This is a genomic window from Caldifermentibacillus hisashii (assembly GCF_039654145.1).
GTDB lineage: Bacteria > Bacillota > Bacilli > Bacillales > Caldibacillaceae > Caldifermentibacillus > Caldifermentibacillus hisashii.
On record NZ_CP155467.1, the window covers coordinates 3,382,717 to 3,398,163 of the forward strand.

Genomic DNA, 15,447 nt, shown 5'->3' on the forward strand with positions numbered 1-15,447 from the left:
ATATGGTAACGGGCATTTACTGGGTGCACTAATTCGTTATTTATTTACACTGACATTCCAGAAGTTAGGACCTAACATTTGAGTAAAGCCTTGAACCTTTTCTGAATATGCCGACACTCTTGAATTTCTTCCAAGATTAATAACCGGAAGATCCTCCCACATCGTTTTTTGTAACTCTGCATAGTGCTCTTTAGCTTCCTCAATTGTAGGTGCTGCTTGGATATCATCAAGGAGTTGATCAATTTTAGGATTGTTCGTCCACCCCGGCCACTCGGCTCTTGAATCAAGGAATGTATACTGGTGTGGAGTCATCGTAGTCGAATAGCCGGTAAAGAAAATGTCATATAACTCCGGGTTGTTCCTTCTTTCAAGCAATGTTGGCCAATCATATACATCAAGTTTTACTTTCATTCCAATCTTTTCTAATTCTTGTTGGGTTGCAACTGCTGCATTATAATGATGTTCATAATCACGGCTGGTTAAAATGATAATCTCTTCGCCATTATACCCAACTTCCTTGAGCAACTGTTTCGCCTTGTTCAAATCTTTTTGATTATAGTACTCTTTACCGGCGTCTGTATACCAATCAACTTGGGTATCTAGGAACAAACTGTTATCCAATTCATAAAAATCTTTTTCGGCAAAAGCTGAGCGTAGAACAGCATCCATGTCCAATGCAAAATTAACCGCTTGTCGAGCTCGTACATCTGTGAATAAGCCTGACTTTTTGTTAAATACAAGAATCTCATTCCCGTACGGCCAAATATCGACTTTAAATCCCGGTGTGTTTTTTACCTGAGGCACAGAGTCATAGGATAGATAATGTGCATAATCATATTGACCGCTAAGTAAACCATTCACCCTGGTAGACGGATCAGGAACAAAATACCAATTGATTTTATCGACCAAAGCCTCTTTTTTACCTCCCAGTCCGCTTGAAGGTTCAGAACTCGGTACATAATCTTTAAACTTTTCAAAGGCGGCTAATTCATCTTGTTTCCATTCAATGAATTTGAACGGACCGGTTCCAATATACTCTCCTGCTCCTGTTGGTCCAGCTTTTTCTGCAATTTCCTTTGGCATAATAGCGGCCAATCTAGCAAGATCGGCAATAAAATAAGGTACAAGCGAGGAGGGTGCTTGCAATTTTAGTTCAACCGTATAATCATCAATGACCGTCCATGTATGCTCTCCCATTTCCGGCGCATCTTGGCCCCATTTTGTCATTGAAGCCGCAACGTCCTCTGCTTTCATTTCTTTGCCATTGTGGAACTTAACACCTTTTCTCAATTTAAAAGTGTAAGTTTTATGATCATCACTAGCGGTATACGTCTCTGCCAATTGTGGTATAACTTTGTAATTTTCATCCAAAGTCAATAGCGACTCATAAATCAATTTCGCCATGTCGCGTGTTGCTTCAGCTGTTGTTGAATGAGGGTCCAATGACTGAGGTTGTGTAGGATAAGCAATATTTAATGTTCCCCCTGTTTGTTTTTTGACGTCTGTATCAGAGCTCGATTCTGATTTGGAATTGCTCTCTTTCGAATTACATCCCACCAGTAAGAAAACCGCCAATAAAACTACAAAAATACGAAACAACCCTTTCTTCCTTTTCATTTACATTTCCCCCTTTGTATGTAAAAGTTAAAATTGAATAAAACTTATTGTAAATAATCCTAATTTTTTTATATTATAATAAAGGAAATACTTTATTTCAACAGTTAATATTGTGAATACTTTAAAGAAGGTGACAAAATGCAAAAAAAATACATTTTGGAAACAGAAAAATCTTTTCCTTCCCTCACTAAAGGGTTAAAGAAAGTTGCAGGAATTTTGCTCAATGATCCTATTATTTTTGCCATCCATCCTGCAAAAAAGATTGGAGAAATTATTGGGGTTAGTGAAACGATGGTCATCCGTTTTTGTAAGGCGATCGGATATGAGTTTAGCAATTTGCAAGAAGAAATTCGTAATGACCTTATCAATGTAGATTTTTATTATGATGATCATAACAACATAAATGACTGCTACGAAAATTTAAACAATGATATAAATTTGGTAAAAAATAATTTACTTAAAATAAACTACGAAAAAATTAAAGAAGCAGTAGCTATTATTATGGAAAGTAATAAAATCATTATCGCCGGTTATTATCAATCTTTCACTTATGCTTACTGGCTTTATTACCACTTAAACTATATTTTGGGTAACACCGTTTTGTATCGTCCTGAAACGGATTCAAGAATTATTATTAATTCCCCTGAAAGGTCATGTCTTGTCGTGTTTTCCTTTTTTCGCTACGCCACCGACCCCATCAATTTGGCGAAAAGTGCAAAGGAAAGGGGGCTCCATGTCATAGTGGTTACAGATTCTGCTGTATCCCCAATAACCGAGTTTGCCGATACGGTTATTGTTATAAATTTAGGAAACCGTTTTTCTTTTTTTCGGATTGGCATGGTGGCATTATCCATTGCAAACATGATCCTTTATGAAGTATCAGATAAAGTGAAACCGGAAGATCCTAATTTTGATTCTTATCATTTTGTGATAAAGGAGGGGAAATAAAATGCGAGCAATTGAACAAGAAGTAATCGATACCTATCGATACTTGCATAACCATCCCGAAATTAGCTGGCATGAATTTAAGACTACCGCCTACATAAAAGAAAAATTGAAGGAATACTGTTCCAAAGTTATAACGTTTAAAAATCATACCGGTGTGATTGGAGAATTCGGGAATTTTGATGGGAAGCGCCCGGTTGTTGGACTCCGTGCAGATATTGATGCTTTATGGCAGGAAGTAGAGGGGAAATTTAAACCAAATCACTCTTGCGGACATGATGCCCATACTGCAATTATCCTCGGTGTATTGTGGAAACTGGCTGAAGAGAAATTATTGCATGACAAAGTTGCTATCAAATTTATTTTTCAACCTGCAGAGGAAACAGGTGATGGTGCATTAATGATGATCCAAAACCATGTCATTGACAATCTCGATTATTTATACGGGATCCATGTGAGACCTTATCATGAAACACCTATGGGAGTTGCCGCCCCTGTCATTATTCATGGCGCGGCAAAAAATTATGAAGGGGTTATTAATGGGGAAGACGCTCACGGGGCAAGACCGCATTTAAACATAAACGCAATAGAAGTTGGCGCACAAATCGTTAATCTACTTAACCAAATTCATTTAGACCCCACCGTCCCACACTCAGTAAAAATGACAAAGTTTCAGGCCGGGGGGAAAAGTTTGAATATTATTCCCGGGAATGCTTCATTTGGATTGGACCTTCGCGCACAGAATAATAAGCTGATGAATACTTTAGATAAAAAAGTTCAAGAAATACTGTCAACGATTGCCAATTTATATGGAGTCACCATTGAACTAACGCACGAAGATTACGTTCCTGCGGCAGTTTTGAATGATACAGCCATTTCAATTATGAAAAAAGCGATCATTGAAACGGTTGGTGAAAATAATATGAAACCTTCCATCCTTACACCGGGTGGAGACGATTTTCATTTTTATTCAATCAAAAAGCCAACTTTAAAAGCAACGATGCTGGGCTTAGGTTGTGATTTAAGGCCCGGATTACATCACCCGTTAATGACCTTGAATGAAGAAGCTTTGCTGATTGGTGTAAATATATTATTTCGCGCCATCATCAAAACGTATGGATTATAAGAAAAGCGCAGAACCCCCGCTTAGCAAAGTTTGCTAGTCGCTGGCGCTCGGAGCTGGACAATAATACAAATCCAAAGCCCTGTAAGAAAAGCGCAGAGTCCCCCTCTACGCTTTTCTTTTACTTATCATCTTTTGCATATCACTAAGCATGCAGATTTAAAAGCTAAGTTCCCTTTCTCCATTTTTCAACCTAGTGGTGAGACGAAAAGCACAAAATTGTTTCCTGTACTAAAAACTGTCAAAAATTGGTGTTACCCGTGAATCTTCTTTGCCTTTTCCATGTTCGCTTTAATGGCTTCAATAACAGCCGAACGAAATCCTTTGTCTTCTAGGAGAGCAACAGATTCAATGGTTGTTCCTCCGGGTGAGCATACACTGTCTTTTAATGTACCCGGATGCATTCCGGTTTCAAGTAGCATTTTTGCTGCACCCAAAACAGCCTGTGCGGCAAACACATATGCTTGTTTGCGAGACATACCATACATAACCGCCCCATCTGCCATTGCTTCAATATACATATATGTAAAAGCCGGTGATGAACCACCAATTGCGGTAACGACATCCATGATAGACTCATCGACAAACTCCACACGGCCAAAACATTCGAATAGTGCTTTAATTTCCTCCAAATCTTCCGGAGTTACGAGGTCGTTTACGGCGATTCCGGTAATCCCTTGCCCCACCAAGGATGGTGTGTTTGGCATTGCTTTTATGATTTTAATGGCTCGATTTAACCGTTTTTCATTTTTTTCAATTGTTTCACCGACTGCCACAAGGATAACAATCGTATTTTCTCGAATAACATCACGTATCTCTTCAATTACCGTTCCATACATTCCTGATGTAGTCGTTAAAAAGAGAAAATCGGCATTTCTCGCAACTTCCAAATTCTCTCTCGTTGTAAGAATTCCGTAAGTTTGTTCTATCTCCTGAAGACTAGATAACGACCTGTTAGAAACAATGATTTGTTTAGGGTCAATTTTTTTTGTCTTAATCATTCCACCAATCATCGCTTTAGCAATATTACCACAACCGATAAATCCAATTGTCCGATTCATAAATTTACTCTTCCTTCCTATTTGTTTACGGATAATGTATGTATTTAATTAACAATCAAAAAGCTCATTAACAAGTGAACTTTGTTGATGCATTAACTTTTATAATAAAACCCCCTTAATATTAACAAGTAAACCCCTCTTTTATATAATAGTAAAATTATAGCAAATTTATAAAATATATTAAAGACTAGTACGCAAGAAGGATTTATGGAAAAATTTTTATAAGACACGTTTGAGAAAAATGGGTTTTTTGTGGCGAAAACTAAAAAGACTAGCACCTAAAAATCGGAATTTTAAAGTGTGCCTTTAACTGCCAGACTACTTTTGCACGAGGGCTTTTTCAACAAATGTAACGATTTTTGCGGGGTCTTCACCAAAAATTGCCGTTTATAGCGACAATAGGGCTTGTTTTGACGAAACTTTCCAAAAAATTTGCATAAAGTGAAACTTCCATCAGTGGGGGTTTTACTCCCCGTTAAGGTGGGATACAACCGTACCGAGTGTTAACGAATCTTCGTATAATGTTCTAAGAACTTACCGATTGATTATTCATATTTAAAGGGTGCCATAAATAAGATCATGCACCCTTTAGCTTTTTCCCTTGCAATGACGGGAAAAATTGAATGATTTGATCAGTTATTTTTCCTGCTCCTTGCTTTAGAATATCCGTTGTCGGCAATTGATACTTCAGTTCGTACTCCTTAATCGTCTTTTCAATTTCCAAATCGTTCATTCCCTCATGATTGAGTGTAATACCGATTACTTTTGTTTTTCCGTAATGTTCAATGAGCTGAATTTCACTTTCAACTGATGGAACCGGGAAGAAAGGAAAGTCCCCTAGTACTTTTCGCTTCGGTGCATGTTGCAAAATAACCGCTTGAGGTCTGGCGCCTTTTAAAATCCCTGCAGAACTGGCATAAGCAGGGTGACTTAACGCTCCTTGACCTTCAACAATAATAATATCGGGGTGTTCGGTTTCATTCGCCCGAACAATTTCGCTCTCCAGTTCACCAATCATATATTGGAGAGGAAACGCATCCATGGCAAACCCATATTTGGCACCTTGAATAAGACCGGTTTGTCCCGTTGCAATAAAAGCCGTTTTATAACCTCGTTTTTGCAGTTCTTTTTCCAAAGCAACCGCTGTTGTCCGTTTGCCGCATGCACCGTCTGTTCCAAGTACAGTAATAATCGGCGTATCGATATGTAAAATTCGCCCCGAAAAAATTTTCCATTCCTTTTTCGGTTTTGGTTTCCGAATATCCTTAATTTCTATCCCATATGTTTTTGCGTATTCCATCAGTTCTTGATCGTCCGTCAAAAACTCCTGCAGCGGATTAATAATGTTCATACCCGCTTTGATCGCTTGAATAATCACATCACGCTCATGCTTTTTTAAAAATGCGTCAGCCGGTGCAATCCCAAAAATAAAGTATTTCGGCTTTTCACCAAGTTGATTAAGTGCATGGGATAAATTTTTAAAAATAGGAATGCCATTCTTTTTTTGGTCCAACACTTCACCTGCATCAAGACCGGCCTTTGAACTGTCAATGACGCCCATAATTTCATAAATTCCTGATTCCCTTACTAAACCGTTTGCTGTCTTACCATCCATTGATCCGAATTGATGTTCACAATAAACTAATGCCCTCTTTTTCATACAATATCCCTCCAATGCGTTATATTGAATTTAGAGTAAAAAAAGAACATCGAAACAGTTAAGATAGTCATTGACAGCTGTCTAGTACTACGAAACCGAAAGATGTTACCCACTTACGATATAAGATTTTTAGAATTGCTTGAAGATATAAATTTCATAATCTATTATTTATTATAAATGAAACCGAAGAAAATTGTAAAACGATTTACTCTCAAACATGGGAAGGCTACTTGTCTTGTTAGAAATTTTCCATTTTAGACAGTCGACACTTTTTTTTAGGTTTTTTATTGATTTCTATTTTAAAAGAAATTAGTATTTAATTAATAATGCTCTAGAGGAAAGTTGCCATGGATATGGGGAAAATACGAGTGATAAGCGAGGAATGAGTATTCAACAACTAGAAATAGCAAATAATTTCAACATACGATGAATAGGCAAAAGTGGTTCTTGATGAAGATAATGAACCATACGGAGACGGATTGTGTTTGCGTAATTAATGAAAAGGAGATGGTATAAATGAATGAAAAAATACTTGAACAAATCCTTGAAGAGTTAAAAAGTGTGAATAAACGAATCGACAGCATTGAAGAGGAAGTAAAATCCACGAAGGAAATGCAAAAACTTATGCAAGTACAATTAGCAGAAACAAATGAATCACAAAAGCTTATGCAAACGCAATTGACAGAAACAATTGAATTGCAAAAGCTTATGCAAACGCAATTGACAGAAACAATTGAATCACAAAAGCTTATGCAAACGCAATTGACAGAAACAATTGAATCACAAAAGCTTATGCAAACGCAATTGACAGAAACAAATCAAATCGTTCGCGCTATTCGTGACCGTCAGGATGAAACCGACGCCAAACTGGATGCCCTTTCCATTGATGTTCATAAGTTGCATGGAGAACTTAATTTTGTAAAGGAAGAGATATCCGATATCAAGGCTACCGTTGACTTCACTTATCATAAAACATCCCAAAATGAGTTGGAAATCTTCAAACTAAAACGAGATTAACGGAGGCAGAATACAGTTTTGGGCGTGGAAAAACTAAAAATTTGGTCAGCAGGTTTTCGGCAACTAAAGTGTCCTTGTCGTATTACTTTTCAAAGAGGTGAAATAATTCCTCTCTTTTTTATTTGTACCAAAAAAATTTACAAAAAAAGTTGGTATATTACATTTAGGTGTATTGTAATTAAATACAGAAAGGAAGTGGAGAATGGTCATACTGTAAAAAATAATAGCCGTAATCACCAGCATAGTTACGATTCGCAAGGTCTGGCACAACGGAACGAAATCGAAACTTGAAGCCGAAAGATTACGACTAGAAAACAGAAAATTGAAAGTGGGGGTTATTCCCCTACTTTCAATAAAAGTATACCATAAAATATATACTTTGTTTAATGTTTCTTTATTAATCTTCGTTGGTATTCTTTTTTTGACATGGATCCGTAAACATGTATGGGTTGATAATATGTCTTTTATTTTGGACAGGTAAATCAGCTAATAAAAAATTACAAAATGAATAATTCGTATGAAAAATCGCTGAACAACTTAATATTCATGTTCACGAATTACCTATGTGCGGTGAAATAAATGGATTTTACAAATATGAAAAAAGATTTTTTTATTTTCCCTGTAAAATGCCTGTGAAACAACAAATTTTTAAGTTTTGTTTCACGAAAAAAGCGACTCTTGAATGTCCAAGAATCGCTTTGTACCAATGTTTTTCCATTTATCGGGAAGACAGGATTTGAACCTGCGACCCCTACGTCCCGAACGTAGTGCTCTACCAAGCTGAGCTACTTCCCGTTGGCTTGTTTAATTACGAAAATGATTATAGCATAACTTTTTTTACTTGTACAGTCGAATTTTGATTTCCCAATTTCACAAATTTTTGTGCGTCTTAGTTGATTTTTATTTCAAAATCCTTGGTATAATGAAAGGGGATTACAGTTTTTCCCAACGAGAAAGCCCACTTTTGAATGGGTGAAAGTTGTTATATTTTGAGACGGGAGGAAAGCATATGAAAGATAATAAACAATTGAAAGCGATTCCTTTTTTTGCTGCCATACTACCATTACTTTTTATGATATCCTCAATGGCTTTGGTGGTTATTGTTTTTGAAGGTGGTGTTCATGTACCGCTAATTATCGGGGCTGTTGTCGGAGGGCTTATTGCTTGGAAATATGGTTACGATTGGATGACGATTGAAAAAGGGATTTATGATGCAATCCGTCTTGCACTACCGGCCATTTTAATTATCATGACAGTTGGCTTAATCATAAGTTCATGGATTGGCGGCGGAATTATTGCCACCATGATTTATTATGGGCTCAAATTAGTTTCCCCTTCCTTATTTCTAGTAAGTATTTGTATTCTATGTTGTGTTGTCTCTTTGTCCATCGGCAGCTCTTGGTCAACAATGGGAACGATCGGTGTTGCCGGCATGGGCATCGGTCTCAGCATGGGAATATCCGCCCCTATCGTAGCCGGTGCAATCATTTCCGGTGCTTATTTTGGTGATAAAATGTCACCATTATCGGATACGACAAATCTAGCGTCCGGGATTACGGAAACGGATTTATTTGAACATATAAAACATATGATATACACAACCATCCCCGGATTAATTATTGCCCTTATTGTTTACTACATATTAGGAAGAAATATTGGTCAACATGACATGAACGGAACCAATATTGATGAAATTTTAACAGTAATGGATCAAGCTTTCGTCATTTCACCTTGGCTTTTGCTTGTACCCGTTATTATTATTCTCATGGTGGCAAAAAAGGTTCCTGCGTTGCCAGCCTTATTAACGGGTGCCTTTTTAGGTTGGTTTTGCCAAGTTTTTGTTCAAGGAGATCAGGTTTCCAATGCAATAATAGCCCTGACAGACGGCTATAGCATTGAAACCGGAAATAAGTTGGTGGATGAATTGTTCAATCGCGGCGGAATTGAAGATATGATGTACACCGTGTCATTAACGATTGTGGCAATGTCATTCGCAGGAATCATGGAGTCTACAGGTATGCTGGAGGTTATTTTAAATAAAATCATGAAGGTTGCTAAATCGGCTAAAAGTTTAATTCCTATAACAGAATTCTCATCTTTTTTCACCAATGTGGTTTGTGCCGAACAATATATCTCTATCCTATTACCGGGAAGGATGTTTCCTGCCGCCTTTAAAAAATATCATTTAAAATCGAAAAATTTGTCAAGAGCTTTGGAAGATGCAGGGACCCTAACATCCCCGCTCGTTCCTTGGAATACATGCGGCGTGTTTATTGCATCAACGTTAATGGTTAACCCGTTTGATTATATTCCATATGCGGTGCTGAACTACACAGTACCAATTATTGGCATTATTTTTGCCATAATTGGCTATAAAGTGGAGTATGTTGACCCTCATTCCGTGCAAAATACCGTGTTAACAAGCGACCAAAGCATAACCAGAAGCAAGGAGTTGCATTAGCAATCAGGTTTTACTGGAACAACTGTAGTGTCAGATGGCGGAAGATTTTGTTAAGGTCAACTGTGTTACATTAGCAACCAGGTTTTTGCTTGAACAACTGTAGGCATCATCTGCATAATTCATAAAGAAAAGGGACGTTTAGCCGTTCCCTCACACAAAACAACATATGGTAGCTAATCGACCTTGGAATGGTTCTTTTTATCAACCTTTAACATCATTGTCCCGGTTTTTATAATTGTTCATGGAAAAGGGGCAGCTTAATTCGCCCCCTTTCATTCGATAACGGTTTATTTTTCCATCCAAGTCGGTTTTCCAAAGCCTTTAAACTCTGAATCGATAACTTTTTCAAAATCATCCGATTGAACAACTTCAATGATATCTTTGGCGAATTGACTATTTTCATTTTCAGCTTTGACTGCAACGACATTTCGATATTTATCATCCATATTTTCTAATGTAAGTGCGTCTAATAAATTCATCCCTGCTGCAATCGCAAAATTCCCTGGAACTGTTGATAAATCTGCACTTTCAACAGCACGAGGGAGTTGTCCTGCTTCAAGCGGTTGGAATACCAGATTTTTTGGATTGCTGGTAACGTCCTTTTCAGAGACAGTTAATGGATCCGCATCTTTACTAATTTCTAGTAAGCCCGCATCCCGGAGTGTATTAAATGCTCTGGCCGCATTTGTCGGATCATTCGGAATCGCAACAGTCGCTTTGTTTTTTACTTCATCAATAGAATGAAATACGTTTGAATAAACGCCCATCGGTGCTGTTGGAACTGTGATTAAGGCAGATAAGTCCATATTGTTTTCCTTTTCAAAGTTTTCCAGATAGATCGTGTGTTGGAATAGATTAGCATCAATACTTCCTTGATTCAAGGCGATATTTGGTTGAATGTAATCACTGAATTCAACAAGTTCCACCTTATATCCTTTTTCTTCCAATTCGGGTTTAATTGCTTTTTTCACCATGTCTGCATATGGACCGGCTGTTGCACCGATTTTTATTTCTTTCTTTTCTGCATGTTCCTTACTTCCTGATGATTCTTTGCTCCCACTGTTTCCGCAAGCAGCAAGTAAGAAGATTGAAGATAAAACAATTAGAATCGATTTTATTTTTTTCATTTTATTTCCTCCATCATATTTTTTATATAACTGCAAGATTATTAAGCAGCATGTTACCTTAGTCTTATTTGTTTTTATTAACAGCTCTTGCCAACAAATCCCCGATCACTTGAATGATTTGGACAAGTATAATGAGGATAATAACGGTTGTGAACATGATGGTGTCGTCGTAACGGTAATAACCAAAGCGGATTGCCAAGTCACCGATTCCGCCGCCTCCAACTGTACCGGCCATAGCCGAAGTTCCGACCAGACTAATAATTGTAATCGTTACACTGGAAATGATTCCGGATTTTGCTTCCGGTAAAAGAACATCCTTAATAATCATCCAAGGGGTTCCACCGGCTGCAATGGCTGCTTCAATCACCCCGTAATCAATTTCCCGCAACGCACTTTCCACAAGCCGGGCAAAAAACGGAATGGCCGCAACCGACAAAGAGACACTTGCTGCTGTAGGTCCAATCGTTGTCCCTACAAGGAAAATGGTTAACGGGATTAAGGCAACTAGTAATATAATAAATGGGATCGAACGGATGACGTTCACAATAAATCCGATTACTAAGTTAATTACCCGGTTTTGCCAAAATAAACCTTTGTCCGTTACAAAAAGTAAGAACCCTAATGGCAATCCAATCAACAAGGAGACTAGTAAGGAAATTCCCACCATGTACAATGTTTGTAAAAATGAAGTCTGTATTTCCGGCAGCATTTCAACTAAATGGGCAACATCAAATTCCATTGTTCAGCACCTCCACTTCCGCGTTTCGATGTTCAATATAGTGAATCGCTTTATTTATTTCTTCTTGATCGCCGGTAAGTTCCATAATAAAAATTCCCAGTGGCCGTTCCTGGATGTATTCAATGGAACCATGTAGAAAATTTCCGTTAATTTGAAACTTCTTTAATGTTTCCGATACCACCCCTTCACCGGCAACCTCACCCCTAAACAGCAACTTCACTAAGGTTCCTTTCACCAATCGTAAAGTTGCTTTCGGTAAATCAAAGGATACGACACTTTGAATAAATTCCTTCGTCAGCTGTTCTTTCGGGGAAGCAAAAATATCATACACATTCCCCTGTTCTACGATTCTACCATTCTCCATAATTGCCATACGATGACAGATTTCTTTGACGACATCCATTTCATGAGTAATGATGATGATGGTAATGTTTAACTCTTTATTAATTTTTTTAAGCAAATTTAAAATTGATTTTGTTGTCGTTGGATCCAATGCCGATGTTGCTTCATCACATAGCAGGACTTTTGGATTATTCGCTAAAGCTCTGGCAATTCCGACCCGCTGTTTTTGCCCGCCGCTAAGTTGCCCGGGATAAACATCTTTTTTGTCCGCTAGACCGACCATGTCGAGCAGCTCAGCCACCCGTTTCTCAATTTTGTTTTTCGGTGTTTTCGATGCTTTTAATGCAAAAGCAATATTTTCTGCCACTGTTTTTTGACTCACCAAGTTAAAGTGTTGGAAAATCATTCCAATTTTTAAACGTGCTTGACGTAACCTTTTGCTATCCAGCTTGGTTAAATCCACCCCATCAACCGTAATTTTTCCGGAAGTCGGTCGTTCCAGTAAATTGATACAACGCAATAATGAACTTTTTCCCGCTCCCGAATAGCCCACGATACCAAATATTTCTTCATCGTGAATAGTGATAGAAACATTATCGACTGCTTTTACTTCACGATCTTTTGAAAAATATGTTTTTGTTAAATTCTTTATATCAATCATGGTTACCCCTCTCTCATGTCCATGAAAATCCTACTATATGAATCTCCGGCAATGTGTTCACCATTACGCACAAAATGCCACCAACAAAAAATGCCCCTCTCATCTGAAAGGAGCATTGACATCTATTGATCTCAAACTCTTATCTCTCAGATGGCGAACCAATCTGCAGGAGTTAGCACCTTCCCTTTTCAGGGGGTTGCTGTGACTTCATAGGGCCTGTCCCTCAGTCACTCGTGATAAGATAAATGTTTTCCGTATATAATTTTTATAAATTTTATTTTAATGATTGTTACTAAGTCTGTCAATATTATAATCAAAATTAATTTTCCAAAAGATTGGTTTTTAGGACCGGAACTATGACAATAGTAATTTTTTAATATAATTCCGGCCGGCGTGCATGAAAAATCGGAATGGTGTTTCGAACACGATCAACCTCGTCTAGCGGGATATCTGCATAAAAGATGCCTTCTCCTTCTTCACCGCTTAAATACACTTCTCCCCACGGTGAAATAATCATCGAATGCCCATTGTATTCATTATCCGGGTCATTTCCTACCCGATTGACTGCAACTACGAAACATTGATTTTCAATTGCACGGGCCTGCAACAAGATTTCCCAATGATCCATCCGTTGTTTCGGCCATTCAGCCGGGATAAACATTATTTTCGCTCCATCAAGCACATGTGCCCGAATCCATTCTGGGAAACGTAAATCAAAACAAATGACACCACCACATTCCACATGATCCAGCTTAAAAATATTTTTCGCTTGCCCGGGCTGCATATAAACAGGTTCATCCATTAACGGAAATAAATGGGCTTTATCATATTCTACGACAATGTCCCCATTCCTATTTGCCACATACATCGTGTTGAAGAACCCTTGAGCTTTTTTTGTTGCAACAGAACCGCCGACAATATGCATAGCGTGTTGTTTTGCAAGTCGGCTAAGCATATTTTTTGTCTGCTCTCCATTTTTATCTGCCAACGTTTCGAGTCCTTTCAAGGCATATCCCGTATTCCACATTTCCGGGAAAACAATCACATCGGCATCTTGCTTGGCCGCTTGTGAAATAAAACTTTCTACTTGCAAAAAATTTTTTTCCGGTTCACCAAAAGCAATATCCATCTGTACAATTGCCATTTTCATTATCATCACCCACTAGACATATATATTTTTAGATTATAAAATTAGTGTTAAAATTGCAAACATATTCAATTATTCATTGGATGGATAATGCTAACGATTTTCATGTATAACACCAATTTTGTTCGTTTTTTTAAAATAAACTTTATTATGTAAACCAATTTTCCATACAAAAGGTGAGATAAAATGGACTACTCAGAAAAGCTAAAGAGTTTACCGACCCAATTCTTTGCAAACTTGGTCGGAAAGGTGAATAAAGCCATTGAGGATGGTCGTGATGTCATTAACCTCGGCCAAGGGAATCCGGATCAACCGACACCGAAACATATCGTTCAAGCATTACAAAAAGCGGTTGAAGATCCAAATACGCACAAATATTCACCATTCCGCGGACTTCTCGAATTAAAGGAAGCGGTGTGTGATTTTTACAAAAAAGAATACGATGTAGATGTGGATCCGGTGCGTGAAGTGGCCATTCTTTTTGGCGCAAAAGCGGGTTTGGTCGAGCTTCCCATGTGCTTACTTAACCCGGGCGACCTCATGCTTTTACCGGACCCGGGCTATCCTGATTATTTATCGGGAGTTGTGTTGGCAGGCGTAGAATATGAGCTATTTCCATTGAAGGCGGAAAATCACTTTTTACCGGATTATAATGCCATTTCCAGTGATGTATTGGATGCGGCAAAACTGCTCTACTTAAATTACCCGAACAATCCGACCGGAGCTGTTGCGAATCTTGACTTTTTCAATCAAACTGTGAAATTGGCAAAAAAACATGAGATAACGGTCATGCATGATTTCGCTTATGGTGCCATTGGGTTCGACGGAAAAAAACCGGTTAGTTTCTTGCAAGCGGATGGCGCAAAGGATATTGGTGTGGAAATGTATACTTTGTCCAAAACTTATAATATGGCCGGCTGGCGCGTCGGATTCGCAGTTGGTAACCCGACCATTATCGAAGCAATAAACTTGATTCAGGATCATCTTTATGTCAGCCTTTTTCCCGCAGTGCAAAAAGCAGCCATTGCCGCATTAAGCGGGGATCAAACATGTGTAAAAGAGTTAGTTGCTCGCTATGAATCTAGGCGCAATGCTTTTGTTGATGCATGCAAACAAATCGGCTGGGATGTTACTGCCCCAAAAGGGTCTTTTTTCGCATGGCTTCCGGTACCGGATGGGTTTACCAGTCAATCGTTTGCTGATTATTTGTTGGATGCAGCTGATGTGGCGGTTGCACCCGGTAATGGTTTTGGCAAGTACGGAGAGGGGTTCATCCGGGTCGGTTTATTAATGGATGAATCCCGATTATTTGAAGCTGTACAGCGGATTGGGAATCTTGGCGTTTTTAAAAATAAATGATCGGCGAAAACATAATGCAATCCACCTATTGCAAGTGCTAATTGGAAAAACACTTGATTGTCGTTCTAAAATTCAAAGATTCCATAAACGATTCATAATTGGTGATTAATTATATACATTTTAAATAAATTATACTAAAATAATAGGGAATACTAAAATTTGGGATTAAATGGATATTTGTGACATTC

Annotated in this window: 12 protein-coding genes, 1 tRNA gene and 1 riboswitch; of the genes, 5 read left to right on the forward strand and 8 right to left on the reverse strand. The window is 38.1% G+C overall.

Going from position 1 to position 15,447, the window contains the following annotated elements; genetic code table 11:
* Positions 1–36 precede the first annotated feature (36 nt).
* The gene (locus NSQ14_RS16380; protein WP_041902019.1) at positions 37–1,617 is read right to left on the reverse strand and encodes an ABC transporter substrate-binding protein; all 1,581 of its coding nucleotides are present in this window, start codon (positions 1,615–1,617) and stop codon (positions 37–39) included.
* 138 nt (positions 1,618–1,755) lie between these two features.
* Between NSQ14_RS16380 and NSQ14_RS16385 the strand changes: the two genes are divergently transcribed.
* Together NSQ14_RS16385 and NSQ14_RS16390 are read left to right on the forward strand one after the other, a co-directional pair.
* Positions 1,756–2,565: a MurR/RpiR family transcriptional regulator gene (locus NSQ14_RS16385; protein ID WP_041845113.1), complete on the forward strand. Its 810-nt coding sequence runs from the start codon at positions 1,756–1,758 to the stop codon at positions 2,563–2,565.
* A 1-nt stretch (position 2,566) separates the two neighbouring features.
* Positions 2,567–3,688, forward strand: a complete 1,122-nt coding sequence (locus NSQ14_RS16390) for a M20 peptidase aminoacylase family protein (protein ID WP_041845114.1) — start codon at positions 2,567–2,569, stop codon at positions 3,686–3,688.
* Between the two features lie 251 nt (positions 3,689–3,939).
* On the opposite strand, the gene proC is transcribed toward NSQ14_RS16390, so the two are convergent.
* Together proC and NSQ14_RS16400 are read right to left on the reverse strand one after the other, a co-directional pair.
* Positions 3,940–4,746 (reverse strand): pyrroline-5-carboxylate reductase, encoded by an 807-nt coding sequence (gene proC / locus NSQ14_RS16395; protein WP_326974222.1) that lies wholly within the window; start codon positions 4,744–4,746, stop codon positions 3,940–3,942.
* Between the two features lie 577 nt (positions 4,747–5,323).
* Positions 5,324–6,406, reverse strand: a complete 1,083-nt coding sequence (locus NSQ14_RS16400; RefSeq protein ID WP_328188564.1) for a DUF1611 domain-containing protein — start codon at positions 6,404–6,406, stop codon at positions 5,324–5,326.
* 516 nt (positions 6,407–6,922) lie between these two features.
* Here NSQ14_RS16400 and NSQ14_RS16405 point away from each other — a divergent pair.
* Complete coding sequence (locus NSQ14_RS16405) at positions 6,923–7,423, forward strand: hypothetical protein (RefSeq protein ID WP_346216598.1); 501 nt, start codon at positions 6,923–6,925, stop codon at positions 7,421–7,423.
* A gap of 721 nt (positions 7,424–8,144) precedes the next feature.
* On the opposite strand, the gene NSQ14_RS16410 is transcribed toward NSQ14_RS16405, so the two are convergent.
* A tRNA-Pro gene (locus tag NSQ14_RS16410) sits at positions 8,145–8,218 on the reverse strand.
* Between the two features lie 214 nt (positions 8,219–8,432).
* Between NSQ14_RS16410 and nhaC the strand changes: the two genes are divergently transcribed.
* Positions 8,433–9,884 carry a Na+/H+ antiporter NhaC gene (gene nhaC, locus NSQ14_RS16415; protein ID WP_034772714.1) on the forward strand — a complete coding sequence of 484 codons (1,452 nt, stop codon included), beginning with the start codon at positions 8,433–8,435 and terminating at the stop codon, positions 9,882–9,884.
* Positions 9,885–10,171: 287 nt separating this feature from the next.
* Here nhaC and NSQ14_RS16420 read toward each other — a convergent pair whose 3' ends face one another.
* From NSQ14_RS16420 to NSQ14_RS16435, 4 genes are all read right to left on the reverse strand, one after another.
* The gene (locus NSQ14_RS16420) at positions 10,172–11,011 is read right to left on the reverse strand and encodes a MetQ/NlpA family ABC transporter substrate-binding protein (protein ID WP_034772720.1); all 840 of its coding nucleotides are present in this window, start codon (positions 11,009–11,011) and stop codon (positions 10,172–10,174) included.
* A gap of 64 nt (positions 11,012–11,075) precedes the next feature.
* Positions 11,076–11,750, reverse strand: coding sequence for a methionine ABC transporter permease (locus NSQ14_RS16425; protein WP_034772722.1), 675 nt, complete (start codon positions 11,748–11,750; stop codon positions 11,076–11,078).
* Positions 11,740–12,753, reverse strand: a complete 1,014-nt coding sequence (locus tag NSQ14_RS16430) for a methionine ABC transporter ATP-binding protein (RefSeq protein WP_034772724.1) — start codon at positions 12,751–12,753, stop codon at positions 11,740–11,742. Before NSQ14_RS16430 ends, NSQ14_RS16425 begins: the two co-directional genes overlap by 11 nt.
* Before the next feature lie 136 nt (positions 12,754–12,889).
* A riboswitch (SAM riboswitch) is annotated at positions 12,890–12,996 on the reverse strand.
* Between the two features lie 130 nt (positions 12,997–13,126).
* Positions 13,127–13,903 (reverse strand): carbon-nitrogen family hydrolase, encoded by a 777-nt coding sequence (locus NSQ14_RS16435; protein WP_346216599.1) that lies wholly within the window; start codon positions 13,901–13,903, stop codon positions 13,127–13,129.
* Between the two features lie 183 nt (positions 13,904–14,086).
* On the opposite strand from NSQ14_RS16435, the gene NSQ14_RS16440 reads away from it, so the two are divergent.
* Positions 14,087–15,259 carry a pyridoxal phosphate-dependent aminotransferase gene (locus NSQ14_RS16440; protein WP_346216600.1) on the forward strand — a complete coding sequence of 391 codons (1,173 nt, stop codon included), beginning with the start codon at positions 14,087–14,089 and terminating at the stop codon, positions 15,257–15,259.
* The last annotated feature ends 188 nt before the right edge of the window (positions 15,260–15,447 follow it).